Source organism: Zoogloea sp. GW822-FHT05C07 (assembly GCF_058800215.1).
This window is the reverse complement of the sequence record NZ_CM179510.1, coordinates 638,832-661,961: the sequence shown is the minus strand read 5'-3', so window position 1 is coordinate 661,961 and position 23,130 is coordinate 638,832. Positions and strand designations below refer to the sequence as shown.

Here is a 23,130-nt window from a genome sequence, read left to right as displayed (position 1 = left end):
TCGCCCGCCTTCGGGCGGCCGTGCGGTGGGCTCGTGCGGGATTTTTGTGCCTTTGAGTTCCATGGTGCTTTCCTTAGGCGGTGATGGGTTGGAGGGTCAGGCTGCCCTTGATGATCTCTTCGGCGAACATCTCGGCCGTGCGGGCGGCGGCGGCGGTCATGATGTCCAGGTTGCCGGCGTACTTGGGCAGGTAGTCGCCGAGGCCTTCGACTTCGAGATAGACGGAGACGCGGTTGCCGTCGAAGACCGGGCCATTGACCAGGCGGTAGCCGGGCACGTACTTCTGGACTTCCTGGATCATGGCCTGGATGGATTCGCGGATCGCGTCCTGCTGGGGGTCGCCTTCGACGAGGCAATGCACGGTGTCGCGCATCATCAGCGGGGGTTCGGCCGGGTTGATGATGATGATGGCCTTGCCCTTTTTGGCGCCGCCGACCTTCTCGACCGCACCGGCGGTGGTGCGGGTGAATTCGTCGATGTTCTTGCGGGTGCCGGGGCCGGCGCTCTTGCTGGACACGGTGGCGATGATTTCGCCGTATTCCACCGGCTGCACGCGGGAGATCGCGGCGACCATCGGGATCGTCGCCTGGCCACCACAGGTGACCATGTTCACGTTCATTTCCCGTTGGCCGACGTGCTGCTTCAGATTGACCGGCGGCACGCAGTAGGGGCCGATGGCGGCCGGGGTCAGGTCGACCATCAGCACGCCGAGCTCGTTGAGCTTGCGGCTGTTCTCGGCATGCACGTAGGCGGAGGTGGCGTCGAAGGCGATCTGCACGCCGTCGGCGAGCACGTGGGGCAGGAGGCCGTCTACGCCGTCGGCGGTGGTCTTGAGGCCCATCTCACGGGCGCGCTTGAGGCCGTCGGATTCCGGGTCGATGCCGACCATCCACACCGGCTCCAGCACGGGGCTGCGCTGCAGCTTGGCCAGCAGGTCCGTGCCGATGTTGCCCGGGCCGATCAGGGCGCATTTGATTTTTTGGGTCATCGCAATGTCCTCGGGAAAGTTCGTCAAACGATGCTGCGCACGATGCCGCCATCGACGCGCACGGACGAACCGTTGGTCGCGGCGGCAAGGGGGCTGCACAGGTAGGTGATGGTGGCGGCCACTTCGGCCGGGTCGATGAAGCGGCCGAGCAGCGAAGCAGGGCGCTCCTCGGCGAAATAGTTGCGCTCCACCTGAGCCTCGTCGATGCCCTGTTCGCGGGCCAGGCGCTCGGTGAAGGCCCGGGAGCCTTCGGTGCGGGTCGGGCCGGGCAGGACCGCATTGACGGTGACAGCCGTGCCCTTGCTCGCCTCGGCGAGGGCGCGGGCGATGGACAGCTGGGCGGCCTTGGTCATGCCGTAATGGATCATTTCGGGCGGCGGATTGAGACCGGATTCGCTGGACACGAAGATGATCCGCCCGAAGCCGCGCCGTTTCATGGCCGGGAAGGCGGCGCGGGACAGGCGCACGCCGCTCATCACATTCACGTCGAAGAAGCGCAGCCAGTCCGCGTCGCTGATCTCCTCGAAAGGCTTCGGTTCATAGATGCCGAGGTTGTTGACCAGGATGTCCACGTGCTCGCAGCGTTCCGCCAGAAGGGCGGCACCGTCCGGGCCGGCGAGATCGGCGGCGATGCCGTCCACCCGCGCGTCGGGGAGGAGGGCGCGCAGGCGCTGGACGGCGGCGTCGACACCGGCCGCGGTGCGCCCGTTGAGCGTTACCGCCACGCCTTCGGCGGCGAGGCGCTGGGCCGTGGCGAAACCGATGCCCGCCGTCGAGCCGGTCACCAGTGCGTGTTTGCCAAGGAGTTGAAGATCCATTTGCGTTTCCAGAGGGTGAGCGGGCCCTTCGCCTCCCGCGCAGGGCGCGGGGACGTCGCTCGGTCAGACAGAGGGAAGGGCCGGACGGGCCGGGGCGTCAGCCCGTCCGCGGCACCGTCGTCAGGTCACGACGGTCAGGAAGCGCTCGTTGAGGGCGCGGGTGTGATAGAAGATCGCCGAACCCAGTTCGTCCCAGGTCCAGGTGTAGGGTTGCATGTCGGGATAGAAGTCGTAGCCGCCGCAGAAGGTTTCCAGGCGGTTGCCGGACGGGTCGAAGGAGTAGATCGTCGTGCCGCGGGTGATGCCGTGGCGCAGCGGACCGTTGTCGATGGAGACGCGGTACTTGCCCATCAGGTCGGCGGCGCGCAGCACCTGCTCCCAGGTTTCCAGCAGGAAGGAGGCGTGGTGCAGCGTGTTGTTGCGCTCGTCGCGCACGAAGGCGATGTCGTGGGCCTTGGTGGAACAGCTCAGCCACACGGCCATGTCGGTCTTGCCGTCTTCGCCGAGGATCTTCTCCACCAGGCTGAAGCCGAGCACATTGACGAACAGGTCGCGGCTGCCATCCAGGTCGGCGCCGTGGATCTGCCAGTGGTCGAGGCGTACCGGCGAGATGCCCTTGCGGTTCTCGATGATCACGTCCGGATTCACATAGCCGAGGCCATCGCCGACGGCGGTCTTCTCAGCATAGAGCTCGATCAGGTGGCCGGTGGGTACTTCGAAGCGCACGCGCTCGCCGGTTTCGAGCAGTTCGCCGGCCGGAATGCGTTCGGTCGGCACGCCGTAGGCGCGCAGGTCGGAATTGAGCTTTTCCAGCGTGGCCTTGTCGCGCACCTTGAAGGCATAGAAGTCCATGCCGGCGCGGTCGGCTTCGCGGATGATGAAGCTGTGGTGGTCGCGCTCGTCATGACATTTGAAATAGACGCGACCCGATTTGTCCCGTCCCGTTTCGACCAGGCCAAATACATTGGTATAGAAATTGACCGATTCCTCCAGGTCCAGAACGCGCAATTGGCAGTGTCCCGGCCGCAATACTCCCGTCATTGACATTTGAATCCTCCTTTTAATGGTTCGATCAGCAGATTTATTTGTCTTGAATAAATCATCCGCGCAATGCGATGCGCATGTTTCTTATTGGCGGGCCGGGCGTGCCGACCACGTCATGCTGTAATGGTCGAAGCAAAGGAGGATGGCGTCAAATACTGATGGGGTTGCTCTCCATACCTGATCGATATAGTAGTGGGCGGCCGGTGACGGCTCAGCTTGCGTCCGGCGAGACCAGCGCGGCTTCGATCATCGCGCGGAAGGTGGCGACGTGGGCCGAGGTGTCGCCGGTGCGGATTGTCATGATCAGCGGGGAGGTCAGGCCCTGCTCGACGAGGGGGCGGTAGGTCACATCGTCGCGGCGCAGGCGCTGCACGGATTCCGGCACCAGTGTCACGCCCATGCCGGCGGCGACGAGGCCGATGGCGGTCTGCAGGCCGTTGGTCTCGTAGGTCTTGCCGATCTCGTAACCACGCACGCTGAACTGGTGCAGCACCTGGTCGGCGAAGCTGGGGCGCGGCGAGGCGGGGTAGAGCACCAGTACCTCGCTGGCGAGGCGCTTGAGCGGAATCGAGGCCTCGCGGGTCAGCGGGCTGTTGCTGGGGACGGCGACGACCAGCGCCTCTTCGGTGAGGACGATGTTCTCCAACCCTTCGTCCTGGATCGCCAGGCGGCCGAAGCCGACGTCGATGCGCCCGGCCTTCAGCGCCTCGGCCTGCTGCACGGAGGTCAGCTCGGAGAGGGAGATGTCGAGCTTGTCGTTCTCGGTGGTGAAGCGCTGCAGCACGTTGGGCAGGAAGCCATAGAGGATCGACGGCACGAAGCCGATGCCCATCCAGCGCGTGCTGCCGGCGCCGATCCGCCGCGTGGCTTTCTGGATCTCTTTCAGGCGGGCCAAGACCTGCACGGTCTGGTCGTAGAAGAAGCTGCCGGCGTTGGTGAGCTTCAGCGGCCGGCTCGATCTGTCGAGCAGCGGGACGCCGAGTTCCTCCTCGAGCTGCTGGATCTGGCGCGACAGGGGAGGTTGCGCGATGTGCAGGCGTTCGGCAGCACGGCTGAAATTGAGGGTGCTTGCCACGGCCTCGAAATACCTTAGCTGGCGCAACTCCATTTATACCTCCCCGGTATAGTTGAAGACAAAAACGATATTGGACGTGCCATTTCGCCGGGCCGAGAATTCGCCGCAGGCATCGGGCAATTCCTGCCCATCCGCCATCAAGAAAGCGTCAATTCACTCGCAATGCCAATTACCGGCGCAGGCGGGGCGAACATTAGACACGAAAAAATATCAGGAGACAAAAATGACGGTAAACCACATTCGCCGCACCCTCCTCAAGTCCGGGGCCGCCGTGGCGGCGACGTCGCTGGCCGCGCCGTGGGTGCGCGCCGCCGGCGGGACGACCTTCAAGATCGGCTATGTGAGCCCACAGACCGGCCCATTGGCGGCCTTTGCGGAACCCGATGCCTTCACCCTCGAGCAGGTGCGCAAGGCGGTGGCCGGCGGCATCGTGTCCGGTGGCAAGAAATACGCGGTGGAGATCGTCTATAAGGACTCCCAGTCCAATCCGAACCGCGCCGGCGCCGCCGCAGCCGAATTGATCCTGCGCGACAAGGTCGATTTGGTTATCGCGTCCTCCACGCCGGCCACCACCAACCCGGTGGCCGACCAGTGCGAGCTCAACGGCGTGCCCTGTATCACCAACGATGCCCCGTGGCAGCCCTATTTCTTCGGCCGCAAGGGCGACCCGAAGCAGGGCTTCGAGTGGACCTACCACTTCTTCTGGGGCCTGGAAGACATCATCGGTGCCTTCTCCAGCCTGTGGGGCAAGATCCCCACCTCCAAGGCGGTCGGCGGCCTGTGGCCCAACGATGAGGACGGCAACGCGTGGGGTGACGGCAAGCTGGGCTTCCCGCCGGTGCTGGCCTCGAAGGGCTTCAAGGTGGTGGATCGCGGCCGCTTCCAGTCGCCGATCAACAATTTTTCGTCCTTCATCTCGGCCTTCAAGGGCGCTGGCGTGGACATCGTGACCGGCGTGGTGCCGCCGCCGGATTTCGCCAACTTCTGGAACCAGGCCGGCCAGCAGGGCTTCCGCCCGAAGATCGTCACGGTGGCCAAGGCAACCGAGTTCCCGGCGGCCATCGCGGCCTTCGGCGACCGTGCCGAGGGGCTCACCGTCGAGCTGATGTGGAGCCCGGCGCACCCGTTCAAGTCCAGCCTCACCGGCCAGAGCGCGCGCCAGCTGGCCGACGCCTACATGGCCGCCAGCGGCAAGCCCTGGACGATGCCGCTGGGCCTCAAGCACTCCCTGTTCGAAACCGCGCTGGACGTGCTCAAGCGTTCCGGCGGCAAGGACCCGGAAGCAATCCGTAACGCGATCCGCGGCACCAGCCTCGACACCGTCGTCGGCCACATCGACTTCCGCAAGGGGCCGGTGCCCAACATCAGCAAGACCCCGCTGGTCGCCGGCCAGTGGCAGAAGCGCGGCAAGGGCCTGGAACTGGTGATCGTCGATAACAGCCAAGCCCCGATGATTCCCGTTCAGGCCGAGCTGCTGCCCATCAAATACGGCTGATCCCCAGCCGGCATCACCCATAACCCGTATCGAGACAATGCGGGCGACCTAGGTCGCGCCCCGCAGGGGCGCGCACATCCAAAAAAAGGAGGAGTCGGACCATGAACAATAAATTGAACGCAGCCCTTGCTCTGGCGCTGGCAGCCCTGGCCGGTGCGGCCGAAGCTACCGAAGGCGGCGGCACGATCTACCCGGTGGGCGCCGAGAACTACACCTGCTGCGCACTGCCGCCGCCGGGCCTGTATGGCATGGCCTGGTACCAGCACTACAGCGCCGATGCGGTGCGCGGCAACGGCGGCGAAGTGGTCACGCCGTCCACCTTCAAGGTCACCGCCAACGCCATCGTGCCGCGGGTCGTGTATGTGACGCCGATGGTCGTGGCGGGCGCCTCGCTGGGCGTGCAGGCCATCCTGCCGATCGTCAATCTCGACGTGAACGTGGCCTCCGGCGTGCAGCAGAGCAAGACCGGCTTCGGCGACATGACCTTCGGCCCGGTGCTCGGCTGGCACCTCTCCGAGAAGCTGCACAGCGTGCTGGCCCTCGACATCTACGCGCCGACCGGCGCCTACAAGAAGGGCGATGTGGCCAACATCGGCCGCAACCACTGGGCGCTGCAGCCCGTGCTCGGCTTCAGCTACATCCAGCCCCACGGCTTCAACGCCGACCTGAAGACGATGTGGACCTACAACTTCAAGAACGACGACACCGACTACAAGGACGGCAAGGAGCTGATCGTCGACTACTCCGCCGGCTGGGGCGTGGGCGGCGGCTGGACGCTGGGCGTCGGCGGCTACTACTACCAGCAGCTCACCAATGATTCGCAGAACGGCGTGACCATCGACAACAACAAGGGCCGTGCCGTCGCCTTCGGTCCGTCGGTGCGCTACGACAGCGGCAAGGGCTGGTTCATCACCGCCAAGTACCAGGACGAGATGGCCGTGCGCAACCGCGCCGACGGCGCCGCGTTCTGGGTCAAGGCCGTCTTCCCGCTCTGAGCGCGGCCCGGGAGATCGACGTGCTGCTACGGGTCGACAACGTCAGCAAGAGCTACGGCACCCTCAAGGTGACCCGGGATGTCTCGTTCTCCGTCGAGGAGGGCCAGACGCTCGGCATCCTGGGGCCGAACGGCGCCGGCAAGACAACGTTGTTCAATTTGATATCCGGTGATGTGCGCGTCGATGCGGGCAGCGTCACCTTCGCGGGGCAGGACGTGTCCGCCCTGCGGCCGCACCAGCGCTGCCGGGCGGGCATCGGGCGCAGCTACCAGGTGCCCCATCCCTTCGGGAACATGACGGTCTTCGAGAACCTCGTCACCGCCGCCTGCTTCGGCGCCCGCCTCAGCGAGCGCCAGGCCTGGGACACGGCGGCCGAGATCCTCTACAAGACCGGCCTGCTGCCCCATGCCAACAAGCCGGCGGGCAGCCTCACGCTGCTCAACCGCAAGCGCCTGGAGCTGGCCCGCGCGCTGGCCACCAAACCGAAGCTGCTGCTCCTCGACGAGATCGCCGGCGGCCTCACCGAGCACGAGGCGGCCGAGCTGGTGGCGGAACTGAAGCGCATCAAGGCAGAGGGCACGACGATGATCTGGATCGAGCACGTGGTGCACGCCCTGATGTCCATCGCCGACCGCCTGCTGGTCATCAATTTCGGCGAGAAGCTGGCGGAAGGGGAGCCCGAGGCGGTGATGGGCAACCCGGACGTGCGGCGCGTTTACATGGGGCTCGAAGCATGACGGCGCCTTTCCTGCAAACGGTGGGCCTGCGGGCCCATTACGGCGATGCCCAGGCCTTGTTCGGCATCGACTTCCACATCGGCGAAGGCGAGACGGTGGCGGTGATCGGCGCCAACGGGGCCGGCAAGAGCACCTTCCTCAAGTCGGTGACCGGCCTCGTGCGCGTAGCGCCGGAAACCGTGCTGATCGATGGCAAGCCCAGCGGTGGCAGCGTGCCCGGCGACATCGTGCGCCAGGGCGTCGCGCTGGTGCCGGAAGGGCGCCGCCTGTTTCCCAGCCTGAGCGTCGAGGAGAACTTGCTGATGGGCGGCTACGCCCGCCGGCCGGGGCCGTGGAGCCTGCAGCGCCTGTACGGCATGTTCCCGATCCTCAAGGAGAAGCGGAAAGTGCCCGCCACCTCCCTGTCGGGCGGGCAGCAGCAGATGGTGGCCATCGGCCGCGCGCTGATGAGCAACCCGCGCCTGCTGCTGTGCGACGAGATCTCCCTGGGCCTCGCGCCCATCGTCATCAAGGAGATCTACGACGCGCTGCCGGCCATCGCCGCCGAAGGCATGAGCGTGGTGATCGTCGAGCAGGACGTGATGGTCGCCCAGCGGGTGTCGCAACGCCTGTACTGCTTCCAGGAAGGGCGCGTGTCCCTCGAAGGGGGCAGCGACGGCTTCACCCGCGAGCAGATCAGCCAGGCCTACTTTGGAATCTAGACATGACTGAAACAATCATTCAGGGGCTGCTGCTCGGGGGGCTGTACTGCCTGTTCTCCCTCGGGTTGTCGTTGATGTTCGGCGTCATGCGCCTCACCAACATCGCCCAGGGCGACCTCATCGTGGCCGGCGGCTTTGCCGCCATCTCCGTGGCGCCGCTGGTCGGCGGCCATTTCGTGATGGCCGGCGTCGTGCTGCTGCCGGTGGCCTTCGCGGTCGGCTACGCGCTGCAGCGGACCGTCCTCAACCGCACCCTCGGCAAGGACCCGCTGCCGTCGCTGGTCGTCACCTTCGGGCTGTCGATCGTCATCCAGAACGCGCTCTTGGAAATCTACTCGGCGGACCCCCGTTCGCTGGATGCGGGCGAACTGGCCACCGGCAGCCTCAACCTCGGCGGGGACATCTACGTCGGCACGCTGCCGCTGCTGATCCTGGTTGCGGCGCTGACCTGCACCGCCGGCCTGCAGCTGCTGTTCTCGACGACATCCCTCGGCCGCGCCTTCCGCGCCGTATCCGACGACCGCGAGGCGGCCGAGCTGATGGGGCTGAACTCGGCCAAGGTCTATTCGGTGGCGACGGCCCTGGCCTTCGTGTTGATCGCGCTGGCCGGCCTGTTCCAGGGGCTGCGCACGACGGTGTCGCCGGCCGACGGCCCGTTGCTCCTGCTGTTCGCCTTCGAGTCGGTGATCATCGGCGGTATGGGCTCCTTCTGGGGCACCTTCGTCGGCGCGCTGGTCCTCGGCGTCAGCCAGCAGGTGGGCTTCAAGTTCGATCCGGGCTGGGGCGTGTGGTTCGGGCACCTGGTCTTCCTGGCCGTGCTGCTCGTCCGCCCGAACGGCCTTTTTCCGAAAACGAAGGGTTGAGAGACATGAGTGCAACCGTCATTCGCAGCACCCGGGCGTCCCAGGCGACCATCGGGATCGGCGCTGCGCTGTGCGTCGCGGCTGCGACGCTACCTTTCTGGGGCGAATCGTCGTGGATGCGGGAGTTCGTCGAGATCGCCTGCTACCTGATCTTCGCGATGATGTGGAACCTGCTGGCCGGCTATGGCGGCATGGTGTCAGTGGGCCAGCAGGCCTTCTTCGGGCTTGGCGGCTACGTGATGCTGAGCCTCGGCAACTTCCTCGGCTTCAATCCCTTCCTGGCCATCCCGCTGGCGGCGCTGGTGTCGGCGCTGGCTGCTCTGCCGGTGTCGCGGCTGGCCTTCCGGCTGCAGGGTGGCTACTTCTCGATCGGCACCTGGGTCATCGCCGAGGTGTTCCGCCTCAGCATCGCCAACGTGTCGGCGGTCGGTGGCGGCTCCGGCACCAGCCTCACGGCGCTGCGCGGGATCAGCCGGGCAACCCGCGAGCACACCACCTACTGGGTCGCGCTGGGCTGCGTGGTGGCGGCCATCGCGCTGGTGTACCTGTTCCTGCGCAGCAAGCAGGGCCTGGCCCTGCAGGCCATCCGCGACAGCGAGGTGGCGGCCGAGAGCCAGGGCGTCGGCGTGGCCCGCATGAAGCTGGCGGTGTATGTGGTGGCTGCCTTCGGCTGCGGCATGGCCGGGGCGTTGTACTTCGTCAGCAACCTGCGCATCAGCCCGGACGCCGCCTTCGGGGTGAATTGGACGGCTTTCGCGATCTTCATCGTGATGATCGGCGGCATCGGCCGCATCGAGGGGCCGCTGATCGGCGCCGTGGTGTTCTGGGCCCTCAACAAGTTCTTCAGCGACTACGGCACCTGGTACCAGATGGGCCTCGGCCTGCTGGCCATCGCCATGACGTTGTTTTTCCGCGAGGGGCTCGGCGGCTTCCTGCAGCGCCGCCTGGGCTTTGAGATGCTGCCGACGCGGCGAATCCTCAAGCTCGACGCTGCGCCGGTTCCGGCCGAGGTGCCGGCGCCGGTCCCCGCACCTTCCCAACTGATGCCCAAGGTGAGCCTATGAGCACGCTGACGAAACAGGTCATCCGCGACGAACACGCGTCGCTGGCCGCCATGCTGCAGTCCCTCGCGATGATGGTCCGCATGGGGCCGGGGGAAGACTGCGTCGCCTACTTCGAGGTGGTCCGCGCGATGCTGTTCTACATCGACGAGATCCCCGAGAAGCAGCACCACCCCATCGAGTCCAGCCTGCTCTTCCCGCGCGTGGTGGCGCGTGCGCCGGAGGTCGGCGACGTGGTGGCACGCCTCGACCGGGAGCACGCCCGCGGCGAGGAGACCGTGCGTCGCCTCCAGCACGAACTGCTCGCCTGGGAACTGCTCGGTGATGAGCGCCGCGCCGTCTTCGAGTCCAGTGTCGGTGTCTACCTGCGCTTCTACGAGGACCACATGCGCCTCGAAGAGGAGATCGTGCTGCCGGCCGCCGAGCGCAGCCTGAGCGAGGCCGACTGGGCGGAGATGGACCAGGCCTTCGCGGCCAACCACGACCCCCTCGGTCGCTTGCTGGCGGGCGCCGGGGTCAGCGGCCTCGACCCGCTCTACCAGCAGCTCTTCTCGCGCATCGTCCGCCTCGCCCCGCCGCCGGTTGGGCTGGGCGGCACCTGATTCATCAGACCAGAGGTAATTCATATGGATGGCAAGACCATCGAACATTACGGGGCCGAACTCTTTTCCGCGTGGCAGCGCCGGGAGACAGTGCCGCCCTTGCTGGAGCGGGAGCCGGAACTGTCCATCGAGGACGCCTACCGCATCCAGCTGGCGTTCATCGCCCGCCGCCTCGCCGCCGGCGAGACCATCGTCGGCAAGAAGATCGGCGTCACCAGCAAGGCCGTGCAGGACATGCTCGGCGTCTTCCAGCCGGACTTCGGCCAGCTCACGTCGGGCATGGTGTTCCAGGAAGGCGACGCGATCGACCTCGGCACGCTGATCCAGCCCAAGGCGGAGGCCGAGCTGGCCTTTGTGCTGAAGGAAGACCTGGTCGGGCCGGGGATCACCGCGGCGGACGTGATCCGCGCCACCGACTACGTGGTGCCGTGCTTCGAGATCATCGATTCGCGCATTCGCAACTGGAAGATCAAGATCCAGGACTCCGTGGCGGACAACGCCTCCTGCGGCGTTTTCGTGCTCGGCAAGGCCAAGGGCGATCCGCGCGAGCTCGACCTGGCGGGCGCCACCATGGTGCTCGAACGCAACGGCGAACTGCATTCCACCAGCACCGGTGCCGCGGTGCAGGGGTCGCCGGCCAACGCGGTGGCCTGGCTCGCCAACACCCTCGGCCCGCTGGGCATCCCGTTCAAGGCCGGCGAGGTGATCCTGTCCGGCTCCCAGTCCCCGCTGGTGCCGGTGCAGGACGGCGACGAGCTGGTGTGCACGATCAGCGGCCTCGGCAGCTGCCGCGTGAACTTCTCCGGCAAGAGCGCCGTATGAACGACGGGGTGATCCCGTCCCGCAATGGCGCCGCCGTCGCGTGCTGCCAGCGGCCCGGCGCATTGCCCCTGCGCTTCACCGACTAGCCCGTCGGTGAGGCTCCCCGGCCGCAGGCTCATGCCGGGGCGGATGTTTCCCTCGACCGATTCAGTCTTTCCTCTCCTCTCAGGTCGGTCGACCTGGCCCCGGGATGTTGCGGCCATCCCGGGGCATTTTTTTATCCACGGCAGTCCGTGCCCTAAGATGGGCGGACGACAAAAAAAGACCGGGGGAGACGACCCATGAACAAGGACCATGGCATGGACGCCCGCTTCGAGCACGCGGCGATCCGCATCGAGGCGGACGGGCAGGGCACGGTGCCGCGCCTGGCGGACCTGCGCGACATCGCCGCGCGCCTGCGCTTCGCGCCGGAGGATGGGCGCATCTGGCTCGACGACGAACGCACCGTGCTGCTGCGCGCGTCGGTGTTCGCCGGCCTGCGCCGGGAGCTGCTGGAAACCCTCGGCGTGGACAAGGCGCGGACGCTGTTCACACGCATCGGCTATTCCGCCGGCGCCCGCGACGCGACGCTGGCGATCAAGCTGCGCGGCAGCCGCCGGCTGATCGATGTGTTCGCGGTGGGGCCGCAGATGCACGCGCTGGAGGGCTTCGTCGCGGTGGAGCCGATCCGCATCGACATCGACGTGGAGCGGGGCGTGCATTACGTGGAGCAGATCTGGCACGACTCCGTCGAGGCGACCACTCACATGGAGGCCGCCGGCGTCGCCGCCGAGCCGGTGTGCTGGATGCAGGCCGGCTACGCGTCGGGCTTCAACAGCGCGCTGTTCGGCCGCCCGATCCTGTTCCGCGAGGTGGAATGCCGCGGCGCCGGCCACGCCCATTGCCACATCATCGGCAAGCCGGTGGACGAGTGGGGCGACGTGGAGGCCGACCTGGGCTTCCTGCGCACCGAGGACTTCGTCAATGCGTCGCTGGTGCGCCGCCGTTCGCCTTTCGAGGACGCCAGCGGCGCGCCGGCCGGCCCGTCGGACTGCGATTTCATGGTCGGTGCCTCGTCCGGCTTCCTGTCCGCCTGCCACAAGCTGCGCCAGGTGGCGGGCACCAATGCGGCGACGCTGCTGCTCGGCGAGACCGGCGTCGGCAAGGAGCGCTTCGCCAAGATGCTGCACCGCCTCAGCAAGCGCGCGGAAGGCCCCTTTGTTGCGCTGAACTGCGCGGCGATCCCCGAGAATCTGCTGGAGGCCGAACTGTTTGGCGTGGAGCGGGGCGCCTACACGGGCGCCGGCGAGGCGCGCAAGGGCCGCTTCGAGCGGGCCGACAAGGGCACCTTGTTCCTCGACGAGATCGGCACCCTCAACGAGCCGGCCCAGGCCAAGCTGCTGAGGGCCCTGCAGGAGCGGGAGATCGAGCGCGTCGGCGGCTTGTCGTCACGGGCGGTGGATGTGCGCGTGGTGGCGGCGACCAACGTGGACCTGGCCACCGCGGTACGGGACGGGCGCTTCCGCGCCGACCTGTACTACCGCCTCAACGTCTTCCCGATCCGCATTCCGCCGCTGCGCGAGCGGCGCGACGACATCGCGCTGCTGGTCAATCACTTCATCAACAAGTTCTCGGCGGCCCACGGCAAGCGGGTGTCCGGCTTCACCCACCGGGCCATCGCGGCGCTGCTGGGCTACGACTACCCGGGCAATGTGCGCGAGCTGGAGAATCTCATCGAGCGCGGCCTGATCCTCGCCCAGGAAGACCGCGCCATCGACCGCCACCACCTGTTCCAGGCCGAGGAGGCATTGGGCGACGGGCTGCTGGCGATGGACCCCCGCGGCGCGGTGCGCCCGGCCAGCCAGGTGGAGGACGTGGAAGAGCCCGACGGCGCCGAAGTGCAGGACCTCGTCGAGCGGGCCCTGGACCTGGCGATGCCGCTCAAGGCGCTGGAGCGCGGCGCGATGCGCGAGGCGGTGAAGCGCGCCAACGGCAACCTGTCCCACGCCGCGCGCCTGCTCGGCATGTCCCGCGCCCAGCTGGCTTACCGGCTGGAGCGGGACAGGGAGGAGTGAGCCTCAGAGGTTTTTGAACAGCGGGCTGCGGTTTTGCTGGGCTGCGTCGGCGGCGGACAGGAACTTCTCGGTGTGGATGTCCCGTTCGAACAGGCGGCCCTTCATCAGCGTGCGGATGCCGCTCTCGATCATCGGTGGCGGGCCGCACAGATAGGCCTTGTGACCGCGGAAGTCGCCGTCGAACAGTGACCACGCCGCGTCATGTACGAAGCCGGTGGCGCCGTCCCAGGCACAGTCCGCGGTGGGCTCGCTGAGGGCCGGCAGGTAGCGGAAGTTGGCATGGCGGGCGGCCAGCTCGACGAAGTCCGCGTGGTAGTACAGCTCGGCGCGGTTGCGGGCGCCGTACACCAGCGTGATCGGGCGGGTGTCGCCGTCGCTGTGCAGCAGGTCGAGGATCATCGAGCGCGGGCTGGACAGCCCGGAGCCGCCGGCCATGAAGAGGATCGGCTGGGGATCGGACTTGCGCACGAAGAAGCGCCCGAGGGGCCCGCTGATGGTGACCGGATCGCCGACCTGCAGGCGCTCGTGGATGTAGCCGGTGGCCTCGCCGCCCGGTACGCGGCGGATGTTCAGCTCGACCAGGCGCCCGTCGGCCGGCGCGCTGGCCAGTGAGAAGGCCCGCGGCTGGGCGAGGCCGGGCCAGCCCAGGTTGACGTACTGCCCGGCCTGGAAGTCGAGGCCGTCGCCGTCGAGGGCGATGGTCACGCCTTTGATGGTGGGCGTCAGGTCCTGCAGCGCGGCGACGCGGCCGCTGAAGTCGCGCAGCGGGATCGGGCGCTGGTCGGGTTCCTCGTCGATGTCCGCCTCGATGACGACATCGCCTTCCGGCGTGGCGCAGCAGGCGAGGCAGCGTCCCTCGTCCCGCTCCATGTCCATCAGCGCGAAGGGCGAGGCGTCGCCGTGACTGACCTCGCCATCCACCACGCGGACCTTGCAGGTGCCGCACAGGCCGTGGCAGCAGGCGTGGGGCAGGTAGATGCCGTGGCGCAGCGCGCCGTCGAGGAGGGTCTGTCCCTCCTCGACGTCGAAGCTGGCGCCGAGCGGTTCGATCGTGACCGTGTAGCTCATGGCGCCACCCGGCTCACGCGCCGCTGCCGGCGATGCCGCGCAGGGCCGGCGTGCGCAGGCGCAGGTAGGCCTTGTGGCCGAGACCCTGGGCGGCGAGCGTGGCGTCCCGCGCCGGCGTGAAGGGGCGGTCGGCGAGCAGCCACTCGACGTGGGCCCAGTCGATTTGCGGCCACTCCGGGTGCAATGCGAAGGCACTGGCCGGCAGCAGGCTGTCGACCACTTCGCCGAAGCGCAGCTCGGGGGAAACGAGCAGCGCGATGGGGGCGCAGATCATCGTGTGGTGGTCCCAGCCGACGTAGAGCAGTTGCTGGCCGTGGAAATTGTCGACCCGGTCGCGAACCAGGGGCGGGACGGACGTTTGTTGCGCGTGGGTGTGCATGTGTGTCTCCATGGGCCGCGCTCGTGGGCGCGGCACCTGTCTGTATGGATTGGGGAAGGGCGGGTGCCGTGGGGGCGCCCTGGGCGTTCAGGCCGCGGCGGCCGGGGGCGTCTTGTCGAGGCCCTTCCAGCGCAGCCAGTTGGCTTCGTCGGGGGAGCCTTCGTAGTCCAGGTTGTCTTGGCCGGCGACCACGTGGAAATAGCGCAGCGCGTCGGCACCCGGATCGCCGGCGGTCTCGGCGCCGGGCTCGACGCAGTTGCCCTGCAGGATCTGGTGGGCCGGCAGCCAGGCGCTGACGTACTTGTCGGGTTGCCCGGCAAAGATGTCCCGGCAGCCGTCGGAGCAGAAGTGGTAGGTGTCGCCGTCGTGCTCGAGCTGCCGGTGGCTGGTCCGCGTGGGGTCGTGCATCTCCGTGAAGATCAGCGGGGTCTGGCAGGTCTGGCACAGCATCGGCAGGCTGGGGTTGTAGTAGCGCTTGCCCTCGGCCTGCAGCTTCCGGTAGTGCTCGATGCGCGGGCGGTAGTGCTGGTCGAAGGTGTCGGGGTACTTCTCGGCCAGCCAGGCCATGTCCTCGTCCGACGGCAGCCATACGTGGAAGGCGGCGGCACCGGAGAAGTTGTAGAAGGCGTTCCAGGTTTGGTGGGACAGGTGCTCGGCCTCGGCGACGCTCTGCTCCCAGTACTTGGGCATGCGCAGGCCGTAGCGGCTGAGGTCGTTGAACAAAGAGCCGCCGTTCTGCACGAAGTAGATCTCCCAGGCTTCCTTCCAGGACATAACCTTCTTCGGCAGCATGTAGTCGAGCATCATCGACACCAGGCCGAGCACCTTGTAGCCGCGCCAGAACCACTTGTCGAGGTAGCGCTGGATGATGGCCGCGTTGCCCGGGTCCTGCTCCAGCACGAACTTGATGCACTCCAGGCCCAGCGTCATGTGGCGGGCTTCGTCCGACTGGGACGAGAAGCCGAAGGTCACGGTCGCCATGTCGCCGTTGTAGGCGGCGCCGGACATGAAGGGCATGAAGACGAGGTTGGTGAGCAGGTATTCGAGGGCGAAGGAGATCGCGATGATCTGCTCGAAAGGCCCCGACGAGATGGCGTCCTCGAAGAAGGACTTGGGCACCGACAGGTACCACAGGCGGTCGTTCATCACCGTGTGGTCGTGCAGGCCGTTGAAGTACTTGTTGTACTGGCTGATGCTGTGGATCTGGGTCTGCACGTGGCGCAGCTCGTCCACCGCCTGCATCTGGCAGGCGATCGCTGCGCCGGGGCCGGGGAACTGGCGGCCGAGCATGGCGAACAGGCGGTGGGCGTTGTACTCGGCCGGGGTGATGCCGGTGAAGAACAGCTTCAGCGTGTTCACGTAGCGGGCGTCGGAGATGTTGAGGTGCCCGTTGTTCTGCTGGAAGGCGTCGAGCACCGCGTAGAGCTTGCGCTCCTTCTCGGCCTGGTATTTCCAGTAGGCGTCCATGGTCAGGCGGAACGGGTCTTCCCACTTGTCCCAGTCGTGGATCTTGATGCCTTCCAGGCCGAGCTGGTCGAAGGCCTTGTCCATCGGCTCGTAGCTGGTGTCCCAGCCCAGGCCGCGGGTCATCAGCGCGTATTTTTCCTTGAGGCTCAGCTTCTTGCCGGCCGGACGGCGGGTGTTTTGGGTGTTCATGCTTGGGGGCTCCTCGTCAGCGGTTCCAGTGCAGGATCATTTCGTCCTCGCTCTCGTCCACGTTGCCGGACAGGGAGATGAGGTTGAGGTTGATGGACTGGAGGTCCCAGTCGGTGCCGAGGATCTCCTCGACGGTGCTGCGCCTGAGTACCAGGCGCCGGGGGGCGTCGATCTTGACCATCGCCGGCAGGCGGTGCATCACCGCGTCGGGGTTGTCGCGCTGCAGGGCCTCGATGATCGGGCGGGTGTCGTCATTGGTCTGCAGGGCCATGAAGACAGTGCTTTGAATGGAGCTCATCAGGTATTCCTTCTTCAGGCGGCGTCGAAGCCGAGCTTGGCGATGCGCTGGTCCAGCGCGCGGGCGGCGGCGGCCAGGCGTTCCGGGCCGTCCAGGTGGGCGGCGCAGTGCGCCAGCGGGGCGAGGGCGTCGAGGGCCAGGCCCTTCCATTCGGCAGCCCAGGCGGACAGCTGGGCGCGGTTGGTGGACGATTCGGCAGCGGCGATCTTCAGGCAGGCATCGACCCACTTCTGGTTGTCGGCGGACCAGTCCTTGATGAACTCGGTGAGCATCGCCAGGTAGGCGCCGCCGGCGTCGCCCACGCCGCTGTGGAAGGGGGCGTACAGCAGCGGATGGACGAGGCTGTCCAGCACCAGGTTCTGGGCGACGAAGAGCTCGAACCAGTCCTTCTGCACCAGGCAGCGCTCGGCCAGCCGGCGCAGCGGCTGCCAGGCCGGGTCGCCCAGCCAGCGGGCCTTGGCGTCGGTGAGTGACTGGCCGGAGTTGCCGTCCAGCAGCAGGCCGATCCGCGACAGGTACTGGGCGATGCCGAGGCGGTCGGTGGTGGCGTACATGGCGCCCTGGGCCATGGAACTGCCGAAGCAGTAGGCGGTGATGAAGCAGTTGTTGAGGTTGGCGGCCCATTCCAGATGGCGCAGGGGCAGCAGCAGGGTCTCGATGTCCCGCACCTGTTCGGCGCTCAGCGTGGCCATCAGGCCGTGCTTGTCCACGAACTCGAAACTCTTCTCGGCGGCTTCCTGCATGCGGGCCCGGTTGAGCACGTAGGTGGCGTAGTAGTACTGGCGCGGGTCGCGGAAGTCGTCCCAGTCGCGCATCTCGATGGCGGTGCGGCGGCGGTCGTAGATGTCCCGCTGCGGGTCCCACACCGGGCGGTAGTGGAAGTTGTCGCGGGGCTGCAGGTCGAAGCTGGCTTCCTGGTAGCGGCTGGCCGGCTTGTCGGCGCCGAAGCGGCGCGACGTGCGGGCAAAGGTCTGGCGTATCGGGTCGATGCTGGCGACCCGGATCTCGACGCTCATGGTTCAAGTCTCCTGATTGTTGTTGTGCAGGGATTCGGGTGCGCCGTCCGGCGTCCCGTAGAGGTAGGACTGCTGCCGCCGGAAGGCCCGGGCGGCGGCGTCCTCGTTCATGCGCTCCGTGCCCGGCAGGCCGGCGAAGGCCTCGAATGCCGCGCGGGGGAGGATGAGTTCGACGCTGAGTTCGGCGTCGCCGATGGCGAAGTCGAACTCGACGAAGCCGTCGTCACGTTGATTGCGGATGCGGATGAAGCGGCGGGCGGGGTTGAAGCTGCCCACGGGGGAAAAGGCGTTGTCTTGCATGGTGTCTCCTGTCAGGCACTCTGCCGGTGCCGTGGAAAGCTCCATTGCAACGCCTGTGCCACACCGTCCGGATCGGCTGCAAATAGGCTGGCTTCGATCTCAAGTAATTGATTCATATGAGTCCGTGTGCGGGGCGTGACGGTGCGCAGAAAGCCCTCGCCAGGGTGGCGGAGGCTGTGATTTTCTCAACTGCGCAAATCGGGCAGAGGGGCGGGCAGCGGCGGTTTTCAGGAAATGCGCAAGCGCAATTCCGGGCCGCCCGACACCGCGGCGGTGGACAGCAGGAGAGGCCGGGATGCGTCTTCGGGCACCTCTGCGCTCCGTAGGGATCTACAATGCGGGCCGATCCCATTCATTTCCGAAACGGACAACGCCCGCGGTGGCGTTCAGCCGGCGTTTTCCGTTTCCATCCGGCTTTCAGGGCCGTTTTTTCCAAGGTCACCCATGTATCCAATCCAAGATGTCGATGCGCTCCTGCTGTTGTCCATGCTGCTTGCCACCAAACGGAGGCCGGCCGACATGGTCGAGATCGTCGCGGCGGCGGACTTGCTCGACGGCGGTGTCGGCTCCGAGGCGCGCTGGGCCGAGGCCTTCCGCCGTTTCGCGACCCACGACCTGATCGTCGAGGTGGACGGCCGCTACGCGCTGACGGAAGCCGGCGTGCAGCTCGTGCATCGCCTGCCGAAGAAGGCGGACACCGCCGAGCGGATCTTCCTGCTGCGGGAAAAGCTCTCCGAATACGAGCCGGCGGAGAAGACTCCGTCCATCGTCATGCAGGAGGAGCAGGTGGCCGAGGCCGTGCGCGCCCACCAGGCGTCCAAGTCGGTTGGCGGCAAGAACCTGCTGATGCCGAAGCCCAAGCCCGCCGAAGAGGACGCGGCGCCCCGGCGCCGGCCGGGCGGCTGGCGCCGGGGCTGACCCGGTGCAGCTTGCCAACGGACGCTGGCGCGGGCTGGCCTTCGTCGATATCGAGACCAATGGCGGCGCGGCCACCGAAGAGGGAATCACCGAGGTCGGGATCGTCGAGGTGGACGAGGACGGCGTGCGGGAGTGGTCGCAGCTGATCCGCCCGTCCAGCCGCATTCCGGAGTTCATCACCCGCCTGACCGGCATCAGCAACGAGATGGTGGCGGATGCGCCGCGCTTTGCCGACGTGGCGGCGGACATCCATGCGCGGCTCGACGGGCGCTTGTTCATCGCCCATAACGCGCGCTTCGATCACGGCTTCCTGCGCAACGCCTTCGAGCGGGCCGGGCTGGCCCTGCGGCCGCCGGTGCTGTGCACCGTCAAGCTGTCGCGGGCCCTGTATCCGGAGCACAAGCGTCACGGCCTCGACAGCCTGATCGAGCGGCACGGCCTGCGGGTCGGCGAGCGCCACCGGGCGCTGGCCGACGCCCAGCTGATCTGGCAGTTCTGGCAGCACATCCACGGGCATTTCGATGAGGGGCGGATCGATGCCGAGATCGCGCGGCTGACCGGCCGGCCGTCGGTGCCGCCGCAGCTGGACGAGTCGGTCCTCGACGAGCTGCCGGAGCGGCCCGGCGTGTATCTTTTCTTCGGTGAGAACGACCTGCCGCTGTACGTGGGCAAGAGCAAGGACATCCGCACACGGGTGCTGTCCCATTTCAGCGCCGACCACCGCAACGCCAAGGAGATGGCCCTCTCCCAGCAGCTGCGGCGGGTCGAGTGGATAGAGACGGCCGGCGAGATCGAGGCCCTGCTGTTGGAAGCGTCCTTGGTCAAAACTCGCCAGCCGATCCACAACCGCCGCCTGCGCCGCCAGTCCGACTTGTGCGCGTGGCGGCTGGTGGAGGACGGCGAGGGCGGCCGACGCCCCGAACTGGTGTACGCGCGTGACCTGACAGAGAACTGGGGTGACGACCTGTTCGGCTTTTTCGGCAGCCGCGCGACGGCGCTGCGCACGCTGCGCGGCCTGGCCGAAGAACATAACCTGTGCCAGGTCTGCCTCGGGCTCGAGAAGCAGCCGTCCGGCCAGCCCTGTTTCGGCTACCAGCTGAAGCGCTGCCGTGGCGTCTGTGTCGGCGGTGAAAGCCGCGCGATGCATACCGCCCGCCTGATGATGGCGCTGCAGAAACTGAAGGTCGACGCCTGGCCCCATGCCGGGCCGGTGGGCATCCGCGAGGGCACGGCGGTGCACGTGGTGGACAACTGGTGCTACCTGGGCACGGCGAAGGACGAGGCGGAGGTGTTCGCGCTGCTGGAACGCGCCCGACCGGCCTTCGACGGCGACGTGTTCAAGATCCTGCAGAAGGCGCTTAAACGCGCCCACATCGTGCCGCTTCCGTCAGCACGATGATGCTCGAAACACTTTTACGCGGGCTTTAGGACGGGGACCGGCGAATCTTCGCCGGCGAGGTTTCAGCGCGGCCGGAGGCTGGCCGGAATGGGTCTGGGGGCGAGTTTCTCGGCGGCAACTTCGAGGGCGTACAGCGTGCCGCCGGTGGCCAGCCAGGCATTGACCCAGTCGGGCTTGGGGCCGGCGCCGGACCAGGTGAGGGCGCGGTTGGACGGGTGCATGAAGCGCACCGGCGGCACTTCCGGTACTTCAGCTGGAGCCGGCGGGGCGGCTTCCGCGAAGGTGATTTCCGCCTGCGCGGCTTCCTTCGCTTTTTCCGCTTCGGCCTGGGCCTGCGCCTGCGCCTGCGCCTTGGCTTCCGCGGCTTCACGGCGGGCCTTTTCGGCGGCCTGCTTGCGCTCCTTGGCGGCGGCCGCGGCACGCGCCTTTTCTTCCGCTGCGGCGGCGGCCTTTGCGGCGGCTTCGGCTGCCAGGCGCGCGGCTTCTTCCTCGGCGGCCCGCGCGGCGCGTTCAGCCTCTTCGGCCTGGCGCCGGACGGCTTCCTGTTCTTCCTGCTCCCGCTTGAGGATTTCGGCTTTGATCTGTTCCGCGAGTTCTTCGAGCTCGGGCAGCGAATACGACTTCAGTTCTGTCATGGAGGACGACGCGGCTTCTGCGGGGACGGATCGGGGGCGGGTGGTCATGATTCGGCAAAAACGGGGCAGGCCACAGTGATCCTGCCAAGTTCGGCATTATGAAACATTTATCTGATCCATTACGCGGATTTGCGGTTGTTGACGCCCTGTTCTCAGTCCAGCGTCCGGCGGAAAGTCTTCAGGCCGATGGTGAGCACGCCTGCCATGAAGGCGAGAATAGGCCAGATCTGCGCCCACAGCATGTTCATGTCGTTGCCTTTGAGAAGGATGCCACGCACGAGGATCAGGAAATGGGTCAGCGGTAGCACATTGCCGATGGTCTGCGCCCATTCCGGCATGCCGCGGAACGGAAACATGAAGCCGGACAGCAGCATCGACGGCAGGAAGAAGAAGAAGGTCATCTGCATCGCCTGCAGCTGGTTGCGGGCGATGGAGCTGAAGGTGATGCCGAGGGTCAGGTTGGCGCAGATGAAGACCAGCACCACGCCGTAGAGCAGCAGCAGGTTGCCGTGCATCGGCACATCGAAGATCCAGCGCGCGGCGAGCAGGATCAGCGTGACCTGGAGCAGCCCGATCAGGATGTAGGGCACGATCTTGCCGGTCATCACCTCCAGCGGCGTGGCCGGGGTGGCGAGAAGGTTCTCGAAGGTGCCGCGTTCCCGTTCGCGGGTCATTGCCAGGCCGGTCATCAGCACCATGGTCATCGTGAGGATCACGCCCATCAGGCCAGGCACGATGTTATAGGCGGTGACGCCTTCCGGGTTGTAGCGGCGGTGGATGCGCAGGTCCACGAGCTGACTGGCCGGTGGCTGTAAGCCGGGCAGGTCGGCGGCGAAGACTTCGGCACCGAGCTTGTTGAGCACCGAGATGGCGCCGCCGGTGGCCATCGGGTCGGTGGCGTCGGCCTCGACGAGCAGCGTGGGCGGCTTGCCGCGCACCAGGTCGCGGTTGAAGCCGGGCGGGAAGGTGACGACGAACTGCACCTCGCTGCGGTCCAGCAGGGCTTGGGCCTGGCGTTCGTCCACGCTGCCGACGATGGTGAAGTAATCGCTGTTGCGCATGGCGGCCACCCAGGCGCGGGAGAAGGGGCCCGGATCGGCCATCACCACCGCGGTGGGCAGGTGCTTGGGGTCGGAATTGATCGCGAAGCCGAACAGCATCAACTGGATGATCGGGATGCCGACGATCATGCCGAAGGTCAGGCGGTCGCGGCGGAGCTGGATGAATTCCTTGATCAGGATGCCGAGCCAGCGGGAAAAGGAAAAACGGGCCACGGTGTCAGTTCCCCAGCGGGTCAGCGGTGTGTTGCATCAGGTGGATGAAGGCGTCTTCGAGGGACGGGGCGACCAGCGTCGCAGCCAGGCCGGTTTCCTTCTGCAGGGCCTGCAGGCTGGCTGCCAGCTGCGCGGCATCCGTTCCGCTGACATGCAACGTTGTACCGAAGCTGGCCACCAGGTCGACGCCTGGCAACTGGCGCAGGCGTCCGGCCAGCCCGTGAATGCCCTCGCCGGCGATCTCCCAGGTGTTGAGCCGGCAATTGGCGACGACTTCGTCGGCGGTGCCGGAGGCCAGCAGGTTGCCGTAGGCGATGTAGGCCAGGCGGTGGCAGCGCTCGGCCTCGTCCATGTAGTGGGTAGACACCAGAATGGTGATGCCGGCTGCGGACAGGCGGTGGATCTCCTCCCAAAAGTCGCGGCGGGCCTTCGGGTCGACACCGGCGGTCGGTTCGTCGAGGAGCAGCAGGCGCGGCCGGTGGAGCAGGCAGCTGGCCAGCGCCAGGCGCTGCTTCCAGCCACCGGACAGGGTGCCGGCGAGCTGCTTGCGACGCCCGCCGAGGCCCAGCTCGTCGATGGCCCGGTCCACCGCTTCGCGCCGGTCGGCCATGCCGAACATGCGGGCGACGAAGTCCAGGTTCTCGACGATGCTGAGGTCGTCCCACAGGGAGAACTTCTGGGTCATGTAGCCGACCTGGCGCTTGATGGCGGCGCTGTCCTTCAGTACGTCCAGGCCCAGGCAGGTGCCGCTGCCGCTGTCCGGCGTCAGCAGGCCGCACAGCATGCGGATCGAGGTGGTTTTGCCGCTACCGTTGGGGCCGAGAAAGCCGTAGATCTCGCCCTTGCGGACCTGCAGGCCGAGGTCGCGCACCACGTGCTTGTCGCCGAAATGCTTGTTGAGCCCGGTGACGTCGATGACCAGCTCGTCCATG

At 67.0% G+C, this 23,130-nt stretch carries 24 protein-coding genes; 11 read left to right on the top strand and 13 right to left on the bottom strand.

Features of this window, described 5'->3' with window-relative positions:
* Nucleotides 1-73 precede the first annotated feature (73 nt).
* From AC3QL2_RS03075 to AC3QL2_RS03060, 4 genes are all read right to left on the bottom strand, one after another.
* Complete coding sequence (locus AC3QL2_RS03075) at nt 74-988, bottom strand: acetaldehyde dehydrogenase (acetylating) (RefSeq protein ID WP_493233908.1); 915 nt, start codon at nt 986-988, stop codon at nt 74-76.
* Between the two features lie 23 nt (nt 989-1,011).
* Entirely contained in the window at nt 1,012-1,806 is a 795-nt protein-coding gene (locus tag AC3QL2_RS03070; protein ID WP_493233907.1) for an SDR family NAD(P)-dependent oxidoreductase, read from the bottom strand.
* A 120-nt stretch (nt 1,807-1,926) separates the two neighbouring features.
* The gene (locus AC3QL2_RS03065) at nt 1,927-2,853 is read right to left on the bottom strand and encodes a catechol 2,3-dioxygenase (RefSeq protein WP_481119022.1); all 927 of its coding nucleotides are present in this window, start codon (nt 2,851-2,853) and stop codon (nt 1,927-1,929) included.
* A gap of 208 nt (nt 2,854-3,061) precedes the next feature.
* Nucleotides 3,062-3,958 carry a LysR family transcriptional regulator gene (locus AC3QL2_RS03060; protein WP_493233905.1) on the bottom strand — a complete coding sequence of 299 codons (897 nt, stop codon included), beginning with the start codon at nt 3,956-3,958 and terminating at the stop codon, nt 3,062-3,064.
* Between the two features lie 190 nt (nt 3,959-4,148).
* Here AC3QL2_RS03060 and AC3QL2_RS03055 point away from each other — a divergent pair, with 190 nt between their 5' ends.
* The 9 genes from AC3QL2_RS03055 to AC3QL2_RS03015 all read left to right on the top strand — a co-directional run bounded on the left by AC3QL2_RS03055 (nt 4,149) and on the right by AC3QL2_RS03015 (nt 13,255).
* Nucleotides 4,149-5,420, top strand: coding sequence for an ABC transporter substrate-binding protein (locus tag AC3QL2_RS03055; protein ID WP_493233904.1), 1,272 nt, complete (start codon nt 4,149-4,151; stop codon nt 5,418-5,420).
* 101 nt (nt 5,421-5,521) lie between these two features.
* Complete coding sequence (locus AC3QL2_RS03050; RefSeq protein ID WP_493233902.1) at nt 5,522-6,415, top strand: SphA family protein; 894 nt, start codon at nt 5,522-5,524, stop codon at nt 6,413-6,415.
* A gap of 20 nt (nt 6,416-6,435) precedes the next feature.
* A complete protein-coding gene (locus AC3QL2_RS03045) occupies nt 6,436-7,152 on the top strand; it encodes an ABC transporter ATP-binding protein (protein WP_493233901.1) in 717 nt (238 codons plus the stop codon).
* Nucleotides 7,149-7,853 (top strand): ABC transporter ATP-binding protein, encoded by a 705-nt coding sequence (locus AC3QL2_RS03040; protein ID WP_493233899.1) that lies wholly within the window; start codon nt 7,149-7,151, stop codon nt 7,851-7,853. The genes AC3QL2_RS03045 and AC3QL2_RS03040 overlap by 4 nt, the downstream gene beginning before the upstream one ends.
* 2 nt (nt 7,854-7,855) lie before the next feature.
* Nucleotides 7,856-8,716 (top strand): branched-chain amino acid ABC transporter permease, encoded by an 861-nt coding sequence (locus AC3QL2_RS03035; protein WP_493233898.1) that lies wholly within the window; start codon nt 7,856-7,858, stop codon nt 8,714-8,716.
* A 5-nt stretch (nt 8,717-8,721) separates the two neighbouring features.
* A complete protein-coding gene (locus AC3QL2_RS03030; protein WP_493233896.1) occupies nt 8,722-9,780 on the top strand; it encodes a branched-chain amino acid ABC transporter permease in 1,059 nt (352 codons plus the stop codon).
* Nucleotides 9,777-10,379 (top strand): hemerythrin domain-containing protein, encoded by a 603-nt coding sequence (locus AC3QL2_RS03025; RefSeq protein ID WP_493233894.1) that lies wholly within the window; start codon nt 9,777-9,779, stop codon nt 10,377-10,379. Before AC3QL2_RS03030 ends, AC3QL2_RS03025 begins: the two co-directional genes overlap by 4 nt.
* A 24-nt stretch (nt 10,380-10,403) precedes the next feature.
* On the top strand, nt 10,404-11,201 hold the full coding sequence (gene dmpE, locus AC3QL2_RS03020; RefSeq protein WP_493233892.1) for a 2-oxopent-4-enoate hydratase: 798 nt from the start codon (nt 10,404-10,406) through the stop codon (nt 11,199-11,201).
* Nucleotides 11,202-11,482: 281 nt separating this feature from the next.
* Complete coding sequence (locus tag AC3QL2_RS03015) at nt 11,483-13,255, top strand: sigma 54-interacting transcriptional regulator (RefSeq protein ID WP_493233890.1); 1,773 nt, start codon at nt 11,483-11,485, stop codon at nt 13,253-13,255.
* A 3-nt stretch (nt 13,256-13,258) separates the two neighbouring features.
* Here AC3QL2_RS03015 and AC3QL2_RS03010 read toward each other — a convergent pair whose 3' ends face one another.
* From AC3QL2_RS03010 to AC3QL2_RS02985, 6 genes are all read right to left on the bottom strand, one after another.
* Nucleotides 13,259-14,323, bottom strand: a complete 1,065-nt coding sequence (locus AC3QL2_RS03010; RefSeq protein ID WP_493233888.1) for an NADH:ubiquinone reductase (Na(+)-transporting) subunit F — start codon at nt 14,321-14,323, stop codon at nt 13,259-13,261.
* A 13-nt stretch (nt 14,324-14,336) separates the two neighbouring features.
* Nucleotides 14,337-14,702 carry a phenol hydroxylase subunit P4 gene (locus AC3QL2_RS03005; RefSeq protein ID WP_493233887.1) on the bottom strand — a complete coding sequence of 122 codons (366 nt, stop codon included), beginning with the start codon at nt 14,700-14,702 and terminating at the stop codon, nt 14,337-14,339.
* An 87-nt stretch (nt 14,703-14,789) separates the two neighbouring features.
* Nucleotides 14,790-16,358 (bottom strand): YHS domain-containing protein, encoded by a 1,569-nt coding sequence (locus AC3QL2_RS03000; protein WP_493233885.1) that lies wholly within the window; start codon nt 16,356-16,358, stop codon nt 14,790-14,792.
* Nucleotides 16,359-16,374: 16 nt separating this feature from the next.
* Nucleotides 16,375-16,656: an MmoB/DmpM family protein gene (locus tag AC3QL2_RS02995; RefSeq protein WP_493233883.1), complete on the bottom strand. Its 282-nt coding sequence runs from the start codon at nt 16,654-16,656 to the stop codon at nt 16,375-16,377.
* A 14-nt stretch (nt 16,657-16,670) separates the two neighbouring features.
* Nucleotides 16,671-17,672 carry an aromatic/alkene monooxygenase hydroxylase subunit beta gene (locus AC3QL2_RS02990; RefSeq protein ID WP_493233881.1) on the bottom strand — a complete coding sequence of 334 codons (1,002 nt, stop codon included), beginning with the start codon at nt 17,670-17,672 and terminating at the stop codon, nt 16,671-16,673.
* A gap of 3 nt (nt 17,673-17,675) precedes the next feature.
* Nucleotides 17,676-17,972, bottom strand: a complete 297-nt coding sequence (locus AC3QL2_RS02985; RefSeq protein WP_493233880.1) for a phenol hydroxylase subunit — start codon at nt 17,970-17,972, stop codon at nt 17,676-17,678.
* 444 nt (nt 17,973-18,416) lie between these two features.
* Here AC3QL2_RS02985 and AC3QL2_RS02980 point away from each other — a divergent pair, with 444 nt between their 5' ends.
* Entirely contained in the window at nt 18,417-18,890 is a 474-nt protein-coding gene (locus AC3QL2_RS02980; RefSeq protein WP_493233878.1) for a hypothetical protein, read from the top strand.
* A 4-nt stretch (nt 18,891-18,894) separates the two neighbouring features.
* Entirely contained in the window at nt 18,895-20,289 is a 1,395-nt protein-coding gene (locus AC3QL2_RS02975) for an exonuclease domain-containing protein (protein WP_493233876.1), read from the top strand.
* Between the two features lie 62 nt (nt 20,290-20,351).
* Here the strand turns inward: AC3QL2_RS02975 and AC3QL2_RS02970 are convergent, their stop codons facing one another.
* From AC3QL2_RS02970 to AC3QL2_RS02960, 3 genes are all read right to left on the bottom strand, one after another.
* Nucleotides 20,352-20,924, bottom strand: a complete 573-nt coding sequence (locus AC3QL2_RS02970) for an H-NS family nucleoid-associated regulatory protein (protein WP_493233874.1) — start codon at nt 20,922-20,924, stop codon at nt 20,352-20,354.
* A 152-nt stretch (nt 20,925-21,076) separates the two neighbouring features.
* The gene (locus AC3QL2_RS02965) at nt 21,077-22,198 is read right to left on the bottom strand and encodes an ABC transporter permease (RefSeq protein ID WP_493233872.1); all 1,122 of its coding nucleotides are present in this window, start codon (nt 22,196-22,198) and stop codon (nt 21,077-21,079) included.
* Between the two features lie 4 nt (nt 22,199-22,202).
* A complete protein-coding gene (locus AC3QL2_RS02960) occupies nt 22,203-23,129 on the bottom strand; it encodes an ABC transporter ATP-binding protein (RefSeq protein ID WP_493233870.1) in 927 nt (308 codons plus the stop codon).
* Between the last annotated feature and the right edge of the window lies 1 nt (nt 23,130).

Excerpts from the sequence above, each read along its gene's own strand:
- dmpE (WP_493233892.1), top strand. The coding sequence starts at position 10,404 with ATGGATGGCAAGACCATCGAACATTACGGGGCCGAACTCTTTTCCGCG.
- AC3QL2_RS02985 (WP_493233880.1), bottom strand. The coding sequence starts at position 17,972 with ATGCAAGACAACGCCTTTTCCCCCGTGGGCAGCTTCAACCCCGCCCGC.
- AC3QL2_RS03025 (WP_493233894.1), top strand. The coding sequence starts at position 9,777 with ATGAGCACGCTGACGAAACAGGTCATCCGCGACGAACACGCGTCGCTG.
- AC3QL2_RS03060 (WP_493233905.1), bottom strand. The coding sequence starts at position 3,958 with ATGGAGTTGCGCCAGCTAAGGTATTTCGAGGCCGTGGCAAGCACCCTC.
- AC3QL2_RS02990 (WP_493233881.1), bottom strand. The coding sequence starts at position 17,672 with ATGAGCGTCGAGATCCGGGTCGCCAGCATCGACCCGATACGCCAGACC.
- AC3QL2_RS03000 (WP_493233885.1), bottom strand. The coding sequence starts at position 16,358 with ATGAACACCCAAAACACCCGCCGTCCGGCCGGCAAGAAGCTGAGCCTC.
- AC3QL2_RS03030 (WP_493233896.1), top strand. The coding sequence starts at position 8,722 with ATGAGTGCAACCGTCATTCGCAGCACCCGGGCGTCCCAGGCGACCATC.
- AC3QL2_RS03005 (WP_493233887.1), bottom strand. The coding sequence starts at position 14,702 with ATGCACACCCACGCGCAACAAACGTCCGTCCCGCCCCTGGTTCGCGAC.
- AC3QL2_RS02995 (WP_493233883.1), bottom strand. The coding sequence starts at position 16,656 with ATGAGCTCCATTCAAAGCACTGTCTTCATGGCCCTGCAGACCAATGAC.
- AC3QL2_RS03015 (WP_493233890.1), top strand. The coding sequence starts at position 11,483 with ATGAACAAGGACCATGGCATGGACGCCCGCTTCGAGCACGCGGCGATC.
- AC3QL2_RS03070 (WP_493233907.1), bottom strand. The coding sequence starts at position 1,806 with ATGGATCTTCAACTCCTTGGCAAACACGCACTGGTGACCGGCTCGACG.
- AC3QL2_RS02970 (WP_493233874.1), bottom strand. The coding sequence starts at position 20,924 with ATGACAGAACTGAAGTCGTATTCGCTGCCCGAGCTCGAAGAACTCGCG.
- AC3QL2_RS03010 (WP_493233888.1), bottom strand. The coding sequence starts at position 14,323 with ATGAGCTACACGGTCACGATCGAACCGCTCGGCGCCAGCTTCGACGTC.
- AC3QL2_RS02980 (WP_493233878.1), top strand. The coding sequence starts at position 18,417 with ATGTATCCAATCCAAGATGTCGATGCGCTCCTGCTGTTGTCCATGCTG.
- AC3QL2_RS02960 (WP_493233870.1), bottom strand. The coding sequence starts at position 23,129 with ATGGACGAGCTGGTCATCGACGTCACCGGGCTCAACAAGCATTTCGGC.
- AC3QL2_RS03055 (WP_493233904.1), top strand. The coding sequence starts at position 4,149 with ATGACGGTAAACCACATTCGCCGCACCCTCCTCAAGTCCGGGGCCGCC.
- AC3QL2_RS03050 (WP_493233902.1), top strand. The coding sequence starts at position 5,522 with ATGAACAATAAATTGAACGCAGCCCTTGCTCTGGCGCTGGCAGCCCTG.
- AC3QL2_RS03035 (WP_493233898.1), top strand. The coding sequence starts at position 7,856 with ATGACTGAAACAATCATTCAGGGGCTGCTGCTCGGGGGGCTGTACTGC.
- AC3QL2_RS03065 (WP_481119022.1), bottom strand. The coding sequence starts at position 2,853 with ATGTCAATGACGGGAGTATTGCGGCCGGGACACTGCCAATTGCGCGTT.
- AC3QL2_RS03040 (WP_493233899.1), top strand. The coding sequence starts at position 7,149 with ATGACGGCGCCTTTCCTGCAAACGGTGGGCCTGCGGGCCCATTACGGC.
- AC3QL2_RS03075 (WP_493233908.1), bottom strand. The coding sequence starts at position 988 with ATGACCCAAAAAATCAAATGCGCCCTGATCGGCCCGGGCAACATCGGC.